Origin of the sequence: Pseudomonas sp. P5_109 (genome assembly GCF_034009455.1) — a bacterium.
Lineage (GTDB): Bacteria > Pseudomonadota > Gammaproteobacteria > Pseudomonadales > Pseudomonadaceae > Aquipseudomonas.
In genome coordinates, this window is the sequence record NZ_CP125380.1 from 1757785 (window position 1) to 1772031 (window position 14247).

The 14247-nt window shown below is 59.5% G+C and carries 13 protein-coding genes; all 13 read left to right on the forward strand.

Annotation, left to right across the window (positions count from 1 at the left end):
• Window positions 1-134: 134 nt before the first annotated feature.
• The 13 genes from QMK54_RS07805 (at window position 135) to fliI (ending at window position 14244) form a co-directional block, all read left to right on the forward strand.
• A complete protein-coding gene (locus QMK54_RS07805; RefSeq protein WP_110659838.1) occupies window positions 135-1571 on the forward strand; it encodes a flagellin in 1437 nt (478 codons plus the stop codon).
• A gap of 74 nt (window positions 1572-1645) precedes the next feature.
• Window positions 1646-1993 carry a flagellar protein FlaG gene (locus QMK54_RS07810; protein ID WP_110659839.1) on the forward strand — a complete coding sequence of 116 codons (348 nt, stop codon included), beginning with the start codon at window positions 1646-1648 and terminating at the stop codon, window positions 1991-1993.
• An 81-nt stretch (window positions 1994-2074) separates the two neighbouring features.
• Window positions 2075-3463, forward strand: coding sequence for a flagellar filament capping protein FliD (fliD, locus tag QMK54_RS07815; protein WP_110659840.1), 1389 nt, complete (start codon window positions 2075-2077; stop codon window positions 3461-3463).
• Window positions 3464-3616: 153 nt separating this feature from the next.
• On the forward strand, window positions 3617-4006 hold the full coding sequence (fliS, locus tag QMK54_RS07820) for a flagellar export chaperone FliS (RefSeq protein ID WP_110659841.1): 390 nt from the start codon (window positions 3617-3619) through the stop codon (window positions 4004-4006).
• Between the two features lie 24 nt (window positions 4007-4030).
• The gene (gene fliT, locus QMK54_RS07825; RefSeq protein WP_110659842.1) at window positions 4031-4327 is read left to right on the forward strand and encodes a flagellar protein FliT; all 297 of its coding nucleotides are present in this window, start codon (window positions 4031-4033) and stop codon (window positions 4325-4327) included.
• Window positions 4328-4499: 172 nt separating this feature from the next.
• Entirely contained in the window at window positions 4500-5975 is a 1476-nt protein-coding gene (locus QMK54_RS07830; protein ID WP_110659843.1) for a sigma-54 dependent transcriptional regulator, read from the forward strand.
• A 128-nt stretch (window positions 5976-6103) separates the two neighbouring features.
• The gene (locus QMK54_RS07835) at window positions 6104-7297 is read left to right on the forward strand and encodes a sensor histidine kinase (RefSeq protein WP_320402895.1); all 1194 of its coding nucleotides are present in this window, start codon (window positions 6104-6106) and stop codon (window positions 7295-7297) included.
• A gap of 5 nt (window positions 7298-7302) precedes the next feature.
• Window positions 7303-8688 carry a sigma-54 dependent transcriptional regulator gene (locus QMK54_RS07840; RefSeq protein ID WP_320402300.1) on the forward strand — a complete coding sequence of 462 codons (1386 nt, stop codon included), beginning with the start codon at window positions 7303-7305 and terminating at the stop codon, window positions 8686-8688.
• A 263-nt stretch (window positions 8689-8951) separates the two neighbouring features.
• Window positions 8952-9278, forward strand: coding sequence for a flagellar hook-basal body complex protein FliE (fliE, locus tag QMK54_RS07845; RefSeq protein WP_008021337.1), 327 nt, complete (start codon window positions 8952-8954; stop codon window positions 9276-9278).
• A 16-nt stretch (window positions 9279-9294) separates the two neighbouring features.
• Window positions 9295-11082 carry a flagellar basal-body MS-ring/collar protein FliF gene (gene fliF, locus QMK54_RS07850; RefSeq protein WP_110659556.1) on the forward strand — a complete coding sequence of 596 codons (1788 nt, stop codon included), beginning with the start codon at window positions 9295-9297 and terminating at the stop codon, window positions 11080-11082.
• Window positions 11075-12094, forward strand: coding sequence for a flagellar motor switch protein FliG (fliG, locus tag QMK54_RS07855; protein WP_007983391.1), 1020 nt, complete (start codon window positions 11075-11077; stop codon window positions 12092-12094). The genes fliF and fliG overlap by 8 nt, the downstream gene beginning before the upstream one ends.
• A gap of 4 nt (window positions 12095-12098) precedes the next feature.
• Window positions 12099-12896 carry a flagellar assembly protein FliH gene (gene fliH, locus QMK54_RS07860; RefSeq protein WP_223591242.1) on the forward strand — a complete coding sequence of 266 codons (798 nt, stop codon included), beginning with the start codon at window positions 12099-12101 and terminating at the stop codon, window positions 12894-12896.
• Window positions 12886-14244: a flagellar protein export ATPase FliI gene (gene fliI, locus QMK54_RS07865; protein ID WP_110659558.1), complete on the forward strand. Its 1359-nt coding sequence runs from the start codon at window positions 12886-12888 to the stop codon at window positions 14242-14244. Before fliH ends, fliI begins: the two co-directional genes overlap by 11 nt.
• Window positions 14245-14247 lie beyond the last annotated feature (3 nt).

Sequence of the window (14247 nt, forward strand, 5' to 3'; positions counted from 1 at the left end):
TGCCACTAAAAAATTCGAAAAAACCGCTCAAGCAAAGCCTCTTCACGACGATAACTATTACGTAGGTTCTCTAGGCCACACCAGGCGGTTGCCAGGGCCGGAAGCCGCAGTATCCATCCAACGAGGATTTCGTCATGGCTTTAACCGTAAACACCAACATTGCGTCGATCACTACCCAGGGCAACCTGAACAAAGCTGGCGGCGCCCTGGCTACCTCCATGCAGCGCCTGTCTTCCGGCCTGCGTATCAACAGCGCTAAAGACGACGCTGCCGGCCTGCAAATCGCTAACCGCCTGACCAGCCAAATCAACGGTCTGGGCCAAGCTGTCAAGAACGTGAACGACGGTATCTCCATCGCTCAAACCGCTGAAGGCGCAATGCAGGCTTCGACCGACATCCTGCAGAAAATGCGTACCCTGGCCCTGTCCTCGGCTACCGGCTCCCTGAGCGCCGACGACCGTAAGTCGAACAACGACGAATACCAGGCTCTGACTTCGGAACTGACCCGTATTTCGCAAACCACTACTTTCGGCGGCCAGAAACTGCTGGACGGTTCGTACGGTACCAAGGCTATTCAAGTTGGTGCGAACGCCAACGAAACCATCAACATCAGCCTGGAAAACGTAGCGGCCAACAAGATTGGTTCGCAGCAAATCAAGAGCTCTGCGGTAACTCCAGCTGCTTTGGGTCTTGCTGCCGGTGACATCACCGTTACTGGTAACGGCCAGACCAAAAGTGTTTCTTACCTTGCTGGCGCCTCTGCCAAAGACATCGCTGCCCAGTTGAACGGTGCAGTGGGTGGCCTGACTGCCACTGCGAGCACTGAGGTTAAATTCTCTGTCGCTGCTGCAGCAGCAACCACTCCGGCAAACTTCTCCCTGGCTGTGGGCAACGGTAGCGCCGTCAAGTTTGTCGGCGTGACAGACACCGCCAGCCTGGCCGATCAGTTGAAGTCCAACTCCGCCAAGCTGGGCATCAGCGTCAACTATGACGAAGTCAACGGCACTCTGGAAGTGAAGTCCGACTCGGGCGAAAACCTGGTGTTCTCGGGTACCGATGCTGGTGCACAGGCCGCAATTGGTGTTGATGTTAAAGATGGTGCTGGTGCCTATGCCGGTACCTCTACTCCAATCCTCGACACAATGGTTGTAACCGGTCAGATCTCTCTGGATTCCGCCAAAGGTTACTCCCTGGGTGCTGGTGCTGCGGACGGTGTTACTCAACTGTTCGGTGCTGCAACTGTGTCGTCGACCAAAACCGCTATTTCCGACACCGACGTCACCGACGCTACCAACGCGCAAAACGCTCTGGCAGTTATCGACAAGGCTATCGGCACCATCGACGGCGTTCGCTCGGGTCTGGGTGCTACCCAAAACCGTCTGACCACCACAGCCGACAACCTGCAGAACATCCAGAAGAACTCCACCGCTGCTCGTTCGACCGTGCAGGACGTGGACTTCGCTGCTGAAACTGCAGAGCTGACCAAGCAACAAACTCTGCAATCGGCTTCGACTGCCATCCTGTCGCAAGCTAACCAACTGCCATCCGCTGTGCTGAAGCTGCTTCAGTAATTTCAGCGTTTGGTAATTGACGGAAGGGCGCGTTTACGTGCCCTTTTGTCTTTTCCGTAATGAGGAGGTTGGACATGGATATGAGCATCAAGTTGAACCAGTCTTATCCATCGGTTGTGCCGCAAAACCCGCCAGCAGCCATTGAGCCGGCCAGCCGAACCAAAGTTGAGGCTATTGCGCCGGTGGCAACGGAACCGAAGCGTGATGAGCTGGAAAAGGCTGTTACTGATATTCGCGAATTTGTACAAGCGAGTCAGCGCAAGCTGGATTTTTCCATTGATGATTCTACTGGACGGGTTGTGGTCAAAGTCATCGCCACCGAAAGTGGTGATGTGATTCGCCAGATCCCTTCGGAAACTGCATTAAAACTGGCGCAAAGCCTGAGCCAAGCCAGCCACTTGTTGTTTGATGACAAAGTTTAAGCTGGCATGAATTTTGTTGCTGTCTGCGTTTGAGGCGCCATTCGCCAAGAAAGCGGCGGCCACTGCATAAGGAGAAAGACGATGGCGGGTTCAACGGTTAGTGGTATCGGCTCGAATATCGATACCCAGGCGATTGTTAAGTCTCTGGTTGACGCGGAAAAAGTGCCCAAGCAGACGCAGATCAACACTCAGACGTTGAAAGCAACTACCACGCTGTCGTCCCTCGGCAAGATCCAGGCGGCTCTGGATGCCTTCCGCGGCGCTTTGGCAAACATGGGTGCGGATAACAGTTTCCGCGGCATGATTACCTCATCCTCGGATGAAAAGGTCGCCACCATGACGGCGGGCAATGGTGCCTCTACGGGCAGTTTTGCGTTGGTAGTGACGCAGTTGGCGAGCGCCTCGAAGCTGTCGACCAGTACTTTTGCGGGCGGTACTTCGTCGGTGGTGAACAGTGGTTCGACGCCGACAACCTTGACGATTACGCAGTCGGGTAAAAACTATGACTTGAGTGTTCCGGCAGGGGCAACGCTGCAACAAGTGCGGGACTCAATCAATTCGCAATTTTCCACGTCCGGATTGAGTGCAAACATCCTGACGGATGCTACGGGTTCGCGGCTGGTGCTGACCTCTACGACCATGGGGGTGGGCTCGGATCTGACGCTATCGGGTAGCTCTGGTCTTGACGTTGGTGCAACAGTTATCGATCAGCCGAAAAACGCCTTGTACAGCATTGATGGCATTGATATGCAGTCCAAGACCAACACGATTGCCGAAGCGGTCAGTGGTGTGAGCATCAAGTTGTTGTCGGTTTCACCGACAGCTACCGGCGCACCCAAACCGACACCGACCACCATTTCAGTGGCTACCAGCAACTCGGCATTGAAGTCGGGTGTCAAAGGTTTTGTCGATACCTACAATGCTTTGGTGAAGGCAATAAGTGCCGAGACCAAAGTCACGATAGGGGCAGACGGTAATCCGGTTGCTGGTGCATTGACCGGTGATGCCTCGATGCGCACCCTGATGAGTTCGTTGCGCAATGAGTTGAACTCGATGTCCGGCACGGGCACATTCAAATCAATCGCTCAATTCGGTATCAGTACGGATTCGACCACGGGTCTGCTGGTCATAGACGATAAGAAGTGGGACAAAGCGGTCGCGACCAATGCGGCGGACATCACCAGTATTTTCAATGGTGACAAAGGATTGCTGGCGCGCATGACCACCGCTACGGATGGCATTGCAAAAGCCACTACCGGCGCGCTGGCTGAGCGTTCCAAATCCTTGACCGAAAGCCTGAACGATCTGAAGAAACAGCAAGACACTCTGGATGAGCGCATGACGCTTCTGCAGTCCAGTCTTTCGGCCAAATACAATGCCATGGACTCCCTGGTAGCCAAGCTTCGCGCCCAAAGCGACAGCATCATGACCACGCTCAATGCCTTGAACAATCCGAAGTCCGATAACTGACTCGGTTCAGGCATAAAAAGCCCAGGCAGTCTGCAATGACGGTGTCTGGGTTTTTTCATTGGTGATGGGCTGCATTAAAGTTATGTGTCGATCAGTCGACATAAAGACCAGAGCCTTCCCTTTTTCAGTAGTTGTCTGTCACGAGGTAGAACCATGAACCCCATGAGAGCCCTTCGCCAATATCAGAAGGTCAATTCCCATGCCCAGATCTCTGAAGCCAGCCCACATCGGCTGGTGCAAATGCTGATGGAGGGTGGCCTGGACCGGATGGCTCAAGCCAAGGGCGCTCTAGAGCGTGGCGATATTGCGCATAAGGGGTTGATGCTGGGCAAGGCCACAGACATCCTCATCGGGCTCCGCGACGGTCTGAATCCGGAGAAAACCGAGGATCCCGCATCTGTCCAGCAGCTTGATAGCTTGTATGCCTACATGACGAATCGCTTGATGGAAGCGAACACAAGTAACGATACCGCGATCATCGACGAAGTATCGGGTTTGCTCGAAACCCTGAAAAGCGGTTGGGACGCAATTGCCAATCAATAGGCCTGCGGGTCTGAGGATGACGTCATGAGTCAAGCACTGCAGCGGATTGAAGAAACGCGCGAAGCTTTGGTCGATGCCTTGGCGGAGAGAAACTGGGAGGCCATTGGCGAGTTGGACGCAGCCTGTCGCGAATGTGTCGACGAAGTGCTCAGCGAAGTGCCGATCGACGAAGAGGCGCTGCGGGCTAATCTGGAAGGGTTGCTGGCCGTTTACAAAGAGCTGTTGAGCGCAACCACGGTCGAGCGTCAGGCGATAGTCGATGAGATGTCGCAGATCAATCAAGCGCGCAACGCGGCAAAGGTTTACCATCTGTTTGGTTAATTAACCCTAAGTTAATCCAGACATGTGCGCCATAAATTTGACTGTGCACGGTTTTTTGACTTAACTAGTGGCTGGTTCCAGATTTCAGTCGTCTTCAGGCATAACGTGTCTGCAAGCGTCTAGCTTGCCCCAGCATTTTGGGCATTGAGTTGACTAGGGAAGTTGCTATTGCATGTGGCGTGAAACCAAAATTCTGCTGATTGATGACGATAGCGTCCGCCGCCGCGACCTGGCGGTGATTTTAAATTTTCTCGGTGAAGAAAATTTACCCTGCGGTAGCCATGACTGGCAGCAGGCTGTCGGCTCTTTGTCGTCAAGTCGTGAAGTAATCTGCGTCCTCATCGGGACGGTCAATGCTCCTGGTGCACTTCTGGGCTTGCTAAAGACACTCTCGACCTGGGATGAGTTCCTTCCGGTTTTGTTAATGGGCGATAATTCTTCCATTGACCTGCCGGAAGACCAGCGTCGTCGGGTACTTTCGACCCTCGAAATGCCGCCCAGCTACAGCAAGTTGCTCGATTCGCTGCACCGTGCCCAGGTCTATCGCGAGATGTACGACCAGGCCCGCGAGCGCGGTCGTCATCGCGAACCCAATCTTTTCCGCAGTCTTGTCGGCACCAGCCGGGCGATCCAACACGTCCGCCAGATGATGCAGCAAGTCGCCGACACCGATGCCAGCGTGCTGATTCTCGGTGAGTCCGGCACCGGCAAGGAAGTGGTTGCGCGCAACCTGCATTACCATTCCAAGCGCCGCGAAGCGCCGTTCGTGCCGGTCAACTGCGGGGCGATCCCGGCCGAGTTGCTGGAAAGTGAATTGTTCGGTCATGAGAAGGGCGCCTTCACCGGGGCGATCACCAGCCGTGCCGGTCGATTCGAGCTGGCCAATGGCGGCACCCTGTTCCTTGATGAAATCGGCGACATGCCGCTGCCAATGCAGGTCAAGTTGCTGCGCGTGTTGCAGGAGCGCACCTTCGAGCGCGTGGGCAGCAACAAGACCCAGAGCGTCGACGTGCGCATCATTGCGGCGACCCACAAGAATCTCGAAAGCATGATCGAGATCGGCACCTTCCGCGAAGACCTGTACTACCGCCTGAATGTGTTCCCGATCGAAATGGCGCCGCTGCGTGAGCGTGTCGAGGACATTCCGCTGCTGATGAACGAGCTGATCTCGCGCATGGAGCACGAGAAGCGCGGTTCGATCCGTTTCAACTCGGCGGCGATCATGTCGCTGTGCCGGCATGGCTGGCCAGGCAACGTCCGCGAACTGGCCAACCTGGTGGAGCGCATGGCGATCATGCATCCATACGGGGTGATCGGCGTGATCGAACTGCCGAAGAAATTCCGCTACGTCGACGATGAAGACGAGCAACTGGTCGACAGCCTGCGCAGCGATCTGGAAGAACGCGTGGCCATCAACGGACATACGCAGGACTTCACGGCCAACGCCATGTTGCCGCCGGAGGGCCTGGACCTGAAGGACTACCTCGGTGGTCTGGAGCAAGGGTTGATTCAGCAGGCGCTGGATGATGCCAATGGCATTGTGGCGCGCGCGGCCGAGCGCCTGCGCATTCGTCGTACCACGCTGGTGGAGAAGATGCGCAAGTACGGCATGAGCCGTCGTGATGGGGATGAACAGGCGGATGATTGACGCCTGTTTTTCAATCCATTCATTTATAACAAGTTTTTTTTAGGCACGGGTATTGCTACATCCCTCGCAACGTTCCGTTTCACTGACGGTCAGCCAAGCGAGAGAGCACAATGCCCCAAGCCGCCCAGATGTCACCTGTCCCTGATGCAAGCGGACAACCGTCGTCCGTAGAACAGGCGAGTCGGCTGGGTCTTGAGCAGGCATTCGCGCTGTTCAATCAGATGTCCAGTCAGTTGACCGACTCCTACAGCATGCTTGAAGCCCGGGTGACCGAGCTCAAGGGTGAACTGGCGGTGGTCAGCGCCCAGCGCATGCAGGAGCTGGCGGAAAAAGAACGCCTGGCCAACCGTCTGCAAAACCTCCTCGATCTGTTACCTGGCGGTGTCATCGTCATTGATGCCCAGGGCATCGTGCGCGAAGCCAATCCGGCGGCGTGCGAGTTGCTGGGGCTGCCGCTGGAAGGTGAGTTGTGGCGTCGCGTCATTGCCCGCAGTTTTGCCCCGCGCGAAGACGATGGTCATGAAGTCTCCCTCAAGGATGGCCGGCGTCTGTCGATCGCCACGCGCTCGCTGGACGCCGAGCCCGGCCAGTTGGTGTTGCTCAATGACCTGACTGAAACCCGCCATCTGCAGGATCAGCTGGCTCGGCATGAGCGTCTGTCGTCGCTGGGGCGCATGGTCGCTTCGTTGGCTCATCAGATACGCACGCCGTTGTCCGCCGCGTTGCTGTACGCCAGTCATCTGACCGAGCAAGAGCTGCCAGTCGCTACCCAGCAGCGCTTTGCCGGGCGCCTCAAGGAGCGCCTGCACGAGCTCGAACACCAGGTTCGCGACATGCTGGTATTTGCTCGTGGCGAGTTGCCGCTGACCGACCGCGTAACCCCGGGCCAACTGATGCAATCGCTGCAGGCAGCCGCGCTGACCCACGTGCAGGATCTGCCGATCCGCTGGCAGTGCGACAGTCATTCGGGGGAGTTGCTGTGCAATCGCGACACCCTGGTGGGCGCGATCCTCAACCTGATCGAAAACGCCATTCAGGCCAGTGCCGGTCAATTGCGTCTGAAGATTCACCTCTATACCCGCGGCAACGACCTGCGCCTGTGCGTCAGTGACAGTGGCTCGGGTATCGGTGCCGCCGTCCTGGCGCGATTGGGCGAGCCCTTTTTCACCACCAAGACCACCGGCACCGGTCTTGGTTTGACCGTGGTCAAAGCCGTGGCGCGTGCTCATCAGGGAGAATTGCACCTGCGTTCGCGGCTCGGTCGCGGCACTTGCGCGCAGGTGATCCTGCCGCTGTTCAGCAGCGCTCAGGGAACGGAGTGAGACAAATGGGTATCAAGGTTTTATTGGTCGAGGATGACCGCGCGTTGCGCGAGGCACTGGCGGATACGCTGTTGCTCGCGGGGCACGATTACGCGGCGGTGGGTTCAGCGGAGGAGGCCCTGGCTGCTGTCGGTGGCGAGGCCTTCAGCCTGGTGATCAGCGACGTCAACATGCCGGGCATGGACGGCCACCAGTTGCTGGGGCTGTTGCGAGCGCGGCAGCCGCAATTGCCGGTGTTGCTGATGACGGCTCACGGTGCGGTCGAGCGTGCGGTCGATGCGATGCGCCAAGGGGCGGCGGATTACCTGGTCAAGCCATTCGAGCCCAAGGCGTTGCTTGATCTGGTGGCACGTCATGCCCAGGGCAATCTCGGCCCGACCGAGAGCGAGGGGCCGGTTGCGTTCGAGCCAGCGAGCGCGCAGCTGCTCGAATTGGCGGCGCGGGTCGCGCGCAGCGATTCCACGGTGCTGATTTCGGGCGAGTCGGGCACGGGCAAGGAAGTGCTGGCACGTTACATCCATCAGTATTCTCATCGCGCCAGTCAGCCGTTCATTGCGATCAACTGCGCGGCGATCCCGGACAACATGCTCGAAGCGACCTTGTTTGGTCACGAGAAGGGCTCCTTCACCGGCGCCATTGCCGCGCAAGCCGGCAAGTTCGAGCAGGCCGACGGCGGCACCATTCTGCTCGATGAAATTTCCGAAATGCCTTTAGGGCTCCAGGCCAAACTGCTGCGCGTGCTGCAAGAGCGCGAGGTCGAAAGGGTTGGGGCGCGCAAACCGATCACCCTGGATATTCGTGTGGTCGCGACCACCAATCGCGACCTGGCGGGTGAGGTGGCGGCGGGGCGCTTCCGCGAGGATCTGTATTATCGCCTGTCGGTGTTTCCCCTGGCCTGGCGTCCGCTGCGCGAGCGCACCGCCGACATCCTGCCGCTGGCCGAGCGTCTGCTGGCCAAGTACGTCAATAAAATGAAGCATTCGGCTGCCAGGCTGTCGCCCGAGGCCCAGGCGTGCCTGATCGGTTACCCGTGGCCAGGCAACGTGCGTGAGCTGGACAACGCAATCCAGCGTGCGCTGATTCTGCAACAGGGTGGCTTGATCCAGCCGCAGGACTTCTGCCTGGCCGGGCCGGTGGCCTGCGCTCCATTGCCTGCGTTGGCTGTGGCGCCAGTGCGTGCTGTGGAAATCGAGTCCGAATCGGCCGGTGCGCTGGGTGATGACCTGCGTCGCCGTGAGTTCCAGATGATCGTCGATACCCTGCGCGCCGAGCGCGGTCGCCGCAAAGAGGCGGCCGAGCGCCTGGGGATCAGCCCGCGAACCCTGCGCTACAAGCTGGCGCAGATGCGCGACGCCGGCATGGATGTGGAAGCGTATCTGTTCGCCACCTGAAAGTTGACGGAATCAACACCGATCTAAATGTGGGAGCGGGCTTGCTCGCGAATACGGTTTTCCATTCAACAGAGATGCTGGCTGGTCTACAGCTTTCGCGAGCAAGCCCGCTCCCACATTTGTTTGGCGGTGGTTCACGATTGAGCAAAGCCCGGAATTGGCTTTTGTTTGGAGCAGCCACGGAGCTGGCACCCTTGTTGCTAACACCTCATTACCCGCCGAGTGAGCGTCAAAAAATTGCGGGCCGCCAACGAGAGTAGATCATGAGCCAAGGTATTGAATTCAATCGGTTGATGCTGGATATGCGCGCCATGCAAATGGATGCCATGTCTGCGCCGAAATCGACTGCCGTCCCTGAAGTGGCGGGCAGCAGCTTTTCTGACATGCTCGGCCAGGCCGTCAATAAAGTGAACGACACCCAACAGGCTTCCACTCAGTTGGCCAGCGCCTTCGAAATCGGCAAGAGCGGTGTCGACCTCACGGACGTGATGATCTCCTCGCAGAAGGCCAGCGTGTCGTTCCAGGCATTGACCCAGGTGCGCAACAAGCTGGTTCAGGCCTACCAAGACATCATGCAGATGCCGGTTTAAAGGACGAGATTGAGTCATGGCAGAAGCAGTCGCCGATAATGTTCCGGCCAAGGCCACCCCGGTAGACGGTAAACCGCCGTTGTTCGGGTTGTCCTTTCTGGAAAACCTCTCCGAGATGACCATGTTGCGTCAGGTGGGCCTGTTGGTCGGCCTGGCTGCGAGCGTGGCGATTGGTTTTGCCGTGGTGTTGTGGTCCCAACAGCCGGACTACCGGCCTCTGTACGGCAGCCTTGCCGGCATGGACGCCAAGCAGGTCATGGATACCCTGGCCGCCGCCGATATTGCTTACACCGTTGAGCCGAACTCCGGTGCCTTGCTGGTCAAGGCTGAAGATTTGTCCCGTGCGCGGCTCAAGCTCGCGGGCGCTGGTGTCACTCCCAGCGACGGCAACATCGGTTTTGAAATCCTCGACAAGGAACAGGGGCTCGGCACCAGCCAGTTCATGGAAGCGACCCGCTATCGTCGCGGCCTCGAAGGCGAACTGGCCCGCACCATTTCCAGCCTGAACAACGTCAAGGGTGCCCGCGTGCACCTGGCGATCCCGAAGAGTTCGGTGTTCGTGCGCGACGAGCGCAAGCCGAGCGCTTCGGTTCTGGTTGAACTCTATTCCGGCCGCTCCCTCGAGCCAGGCCAGGTCGTGGCCATCATCAACCTGGTGGCGACCAGCGTTCCCGAACTCAGCAAGTCGCAGATCACCGTCGTCGACCAGAAAGGCAACCTGCTCTCGGATCAGGCGGAAAACTCCGAACTGACCATGGCCGGCAAGCAGTTCGACTACAGCCGTCGCATGGAAAGCATGCTCACCCAGCGCGTGCACAACATCCTGCAGCCGGTACTGGGCAACGACCGTTACAAGGCCGAAGTCTCGGCCGATGTGGATTTCAGTGCGGTCGAGTCGACTTCCGAGCAATTCAACCCGGATCAGCCGGCGTTGCGCAGCGAACAGTCGGTCAACGAACAACGTACCGCCAGCAATGGCCCGCAAGGTGTGCCGGGTGCGTTGAGCAACCAGCCGCCGTCGCCGGCCTCCGCGCCGCAGACCACTGGTGGCGCCACCGCGTCGGCGGGCATGGTGCAGCCAGGCCAGCCGCTGATCGATGCCAACGGCCAGCAAATCATGGACCCGGCCACCGGCCAGCCGATGCTCGCGCCGTATCCGGCGGACAAGCGTCAACAGTCGACCAAGAACTTCGAGCTCGACCGTTCCATCAGCCATACCAAGCAGCAGCAGGGTCGTTTGAATCGCCTGTCGGTGTCGGTCGTGGTCGATGATCAGGTCAAGATCAACCCGGCCAACGGCGAAACCACCCGTGCGCCATGGAGCGCAGATGAACTGGCGCGCTTCACGCGCCTGGTACAGGACGCGGTCGGCTTCGACGCCAGCCGTGGCGACAGTGTCAGCGTGATCAACATGCCGTTCTCCGCCGAGCGCGGCGAAGTGATTGCCGATATTCCGTTCTACTCCCAGCCGTGGTTCTGGGACGTCGTCAAGCAAGTGCTGGGGGTGCTGTTCATCCTGGTGCTGGTGTTCGGTGTGCTGCGTCCGGTGCTCAACAACATCACCGGTGGCGGCAAGGGCAAGCAGCTGGCCGGTATTGGCAGCGACGTCGAGTTGGGTGGCATGGGCGGCCTGGATGGCGAGTTGGCCAACGACCGCGTCAGCCTCGGCGGCCCGACCAGCATCCTGTTGCCGAGCCCGAGCGAAGGCTATGACGCACAGTTGAACGCAATCAAGAGTCTGGTGGCCGAAGATCCGGGTCGTGTGGCCCAGGTCGTGAAAGAGTGGATTAACGCAGATGAGTGATAACCGAGCCGTTGCCGCCAAACTGTCCAAGGTCGACAAAGCCGCAATCCTGCTGTTGTCCCTGGGCTCCACCGACGCTGCCCAAGTGCTGCGTCACATGGGCCCCAAAGAGGTTCAGCGCGTGGGTGTGGCCATGGCCCAGATGGGTAATGTGCACCGCGAGCAGGTCGAGCAGGTGATGAGCGAGTTCGTCGACATCGTCGGCGACCAGACCAGCCTGGGCGTCGGCTCCGACGACTATGTGCGCAAGATGCTCACCCAGGCCCTGGGCGAGGACAAGGCCAATGGCCTTATCGACCGCATCCTGCTCGGTGGCAACACCAGCGGCCTCGACAGCCTGAAGTGGATGGAGCCGCGCGCCGTTGCCGACGTGATCCGTTACGAGCACCCGCAGATCCAGGCGATCGTGGTGGCGTACCTCGATCCGGACCAGGCCGGTGAAGTGCTTGGCAACTTCGACCACAAGGTGCGACTGGACATCATCCTGCGCGTGTCCTCGCTGAACACTGTACAGCCAGCGGCCCTGAAAGAGCTCAACCAGATTCTCGAGAAGCAGTTCTCCGGCAACTCGAATGCCTCGCGCACCACCCTGGGTGGCATCAAGCGCGCGGCGGACATCATGAACTTCCTCGACAGCTCGATCGAAGGCCAGCTCATGGACTCGATCCGCGAAGTCGACGAAGACCTGTCCGGTCAGATCGAAGACCTCATGTTCGTGTTCAACAACCTGGCCGATGTCGACGACCGCGGGATCCAGGCCCTGTTGCGCGAAGTGTCCTCCGATGTATTGGTGCTGGCCCTCAAGGGGTCGGACGAAGGCGTCAAGGAGAAGATCTTCAAGAACATGTCCAAGCGTGCGGCCGAACTGTTGCGCGACGACCTGGAAGCCAAGGGCCCGGTGCGCGTCAGCGACGTGGAAACCGCGCAGAAGGAAATCCTCACCATTGCCCGCCGTATGGCCGAAGCCGGAGAAATCGTTCTCGGCGGCAAGGGCGGCGAGGAAATGATCTAACACCATGGTCAACAATGATGATGCACCCACTGACCTGATCCGGGCCAGGGATGTCAGTGGCTTCGAGTCCTGGGCGCTGCCCAGCTTCGATCCGCCGGCACCCGAGCCTGAACCTGAGCCGGAACCCGAACCGCCGGAAATGCAGGAAGTGCCGCTGGAAGAAGTCCAGCCACTGACGCTCGAAGAACTCGAAAGCATTCGCCAGGAAGCCTACAACGAAGGTTTCGCGGTGGGCGAGAAGGAAGGTTTCCACAGCACCACGCTCAAGGTCCGCCAGGAAGCCGAAGTAGCCCTGACGGCCAAGATCGGGGCGCTGGAGCAATTGATGGGCCACCTGTTCGAGCCTATCGCCGAGCAGGACACCCTGATCGAAAAGTCCCTGGTCGACCTCGTGCAACACATCACCAGGCAGGTGATCCAGCGCGAACTGGCCATCGACTCGACGCAGATCGAACATGTCATGCGCGATGCCCTCAAGCTCCTGCCGTTGGGCGTGGGCAATGTGCGGCTGTACATCAATCCGCAGGACTTCGAACAGGTCAAAGCCCTGCGCGAACGCCATGAAGAAACCTGGCGTATCGTCGAGGACGAAGCGTTGTTGCCGGGTGGTTGCCGGGTCGAGACCGAACACAGTCGCATCGATGCCACGGTCGAAACCCGCGTCGCGCGGGTCATGGACAAGCTGTTCGACCAGTTGCACGAGCAGGCCTTGCACCCGGCCGCGCCGGACCTGAGCCTGGAACTGCCGATCGAGAGCAAGCCTGCGACCGCGCCGGAACCGGATGCACCTGATGCGCCTTGAACGCACCAGCTTCGCCAAGCGCCTGGGCAGCTATGCCGAGGCCACGGAGCTTGCCGGCGCGCCGATCCTTGAAGGCCGCCTGCTACGCATGGTCGGCCTGACCCTCGAAGCCGAAGGCCTGCGCGCCGCCATGGGCAGCCGCTGCATGGTCATCAACGACGACAGCTATCACCCGGTGCAAGTTGAAGCCGAAGTGATGGGCTTCTCTGGCAGCAAGGTCTTTCTGATGCCCGTCGGCAGCGTCGCCGGCATCGCCCCCGGCGCCCGCGTGGTGCCCTTGGCCGATACCGGTCGCCTGCCCATGGGCATGAGCATGCTCGGGCGGGTGCTCGATGGTGCCGGTCGTGCCCTGGATGGCAAGGGCGGGATGAAAGCCGAAGACTGGGTGCCGATGGACGGCCCGACCATCAACCCGCTCAAGCGCGAACCGATCAGCGAGCCGCTGGACGTGGGCATCCGTTGCATCAACGGCATGTTGACGGTCGGCCGTGGCCAGCGGCTCGGGCTGTTTGCCGGTACCGGTGTCGGTAAATCCGTGCTGTTGGGCATGATGACCCGCTTCACCGAGGCCGACATCATCGTCGTCGGGCTGATCGGTGAGCGGGGTCGTGAAGTTAAAGAGTTCATCGAGCACATCCTCGGTGAAGAAGGGCTCAAGCGCTCAGTGGTCGTGGCGTCCCCGGCGGACGATGCACCGCTGATGCGTCTGCGTGCGGCCATGTATTGCACGCGCATCGCCGAGTATTTCCGCGACAAGGGCAAGAACGTCCTGTTGCTGATGGATTCGCTGACCCGTTTCGCCCAGGCTCAGCGGGAAATCGCCCTGGCCATCGGCGAGCCGCCGGCGACCAAGGGTTATCCGCCGTCGGTGTTCGCCAAGCTGCCGAAACTGGTGGAGCGGGCTGGTAACGCGGAGAAGGGCGGTGGTTCGATCACCGCGTTCTACACCGTGCTGTCCGAAGGCGATGACCAGCAGGACCCGATTGCCGACTCGGCGCGAGGCGTGCTCGACGGGCACATCGTGCTGTCCCGGCGCCTGGCCGAAGAGGGGCATTACCCGGCCATCGATATCGAAGCGTCCATCAGCCGGGTGATGCCGGCGGTGGTGTCGCCGGAACACATGGTCCGTGCGCAGTACTTCAAGCAGTTGTGGTCGCGATATCAGCAGAGCCGCGACCTGATCAGCGTTGGCGCCTATGTCGCCGGCGGCGATCGCGAAACCGACCTGGCGATTTCCCTGCAACCGCAACTGGTCAAATACCTGCGCCAGGGCCTCAACGACAGCATCAGCCTGGGCGAAAGCGAAGCGTATCTCGCCTCGATCTTCGCGCCCGCGACGGGCGGTTAAGCG

What these genes read in the sequence shown, in the direction of transcription:
- QMK54_RS07805 (WP_110659838.1), top strand. Translation starts at nt 135, where the DNA reads ATGGCTTTAACCGTAAACACCAACATTGCGTCGATCACTACCCAGGGC.
- QMK54_RS07810 (WP_110659839.1), top strand. Translation starts at nt 1,646, where the DNA reads ATGGATATGAGCATCAAGTTGAACCAGTCTTATCCATCGGTTGTGCCG.
- fliD (WP_110659840.1), top strand. Translation starts at nt 2,075, where the DNA reads ATGGCGGGTTCAACGGTTAGTGGTATCGGCTCGAATATCGATACCCAG.
- fliS (WP_110659841.1), top strand. Translation starts at nt 3,617, where the DNA reads ATGAACCCCATGAGAGCCCTTCGCCAATATCAGAAGGTCAATTCCCAT.
- fliT (WP_110659842.1), top strand. Translation starts at nt 4,031, where the DNA reads ATGAGTCAAGCACTGCAGCGGATTGAAGAAACGCGCGAAGCTTTGGTC.
- QMK54_RS07830 (WP_110659843.1), top strand. Translation starts at nt 4,500, where the DNA reads ATGTGGCGTGAAACCAAAATTCTGCTGATTGATGACGATAGCGTCCGC.
- QMK54_RS07835 (WP_320402895.1), top strand. Translation starts at nt 6,104, where the DNA reads ATGTCACCTGTCCCTGATGCAAGCGGACAACCGTCGTCCGTAGAACAG.
- QMK54_RS07840 (WP_320402300.1), top strand. Translation starts at nt 7,303, where the DNA reads ATGGGTATCAAGGTTTTATTGGTCGAGGATGACCGCGCGTTGCGCGAG.
- fliE (WP_008021337.1), top strand. Translation starts at nt 8,952, where the DNA reads ATGAGCCAAGGTATTGAATTCAATCGGTTGATGCTGGATATGCGCGCC.
- fliF (WP_110659556.1), top strand. Translation starts at nt 9,295, where the DNA reads ATGGCAGAAGCAGTCGCCGATAATGTTCCGGCCAAGGCCACCCCGGTA.
- fliG (WP_007983391.1), top strand. Translation starts at nt 11,075, where the DNA reads ATGAGTGATAACCGAGCCGTTGCCGCCAAACTGTCCAAGGTCGACAAA.
- fliH (WP_223591242.1), top strand. Translation starts at nt 12,099, where the DNA reads ATGGTCAACAATGATGATGCACCCACTGACCTGATCCGGGCCAGGGAT.
- fliI (WP_110659558.1), top strand. Translation starts at nt 12,886, where the DNA reads ATGCGCCTTGAACGCACCAGCTTCGCCAAGCGCCTGGGCAGCTATGCC.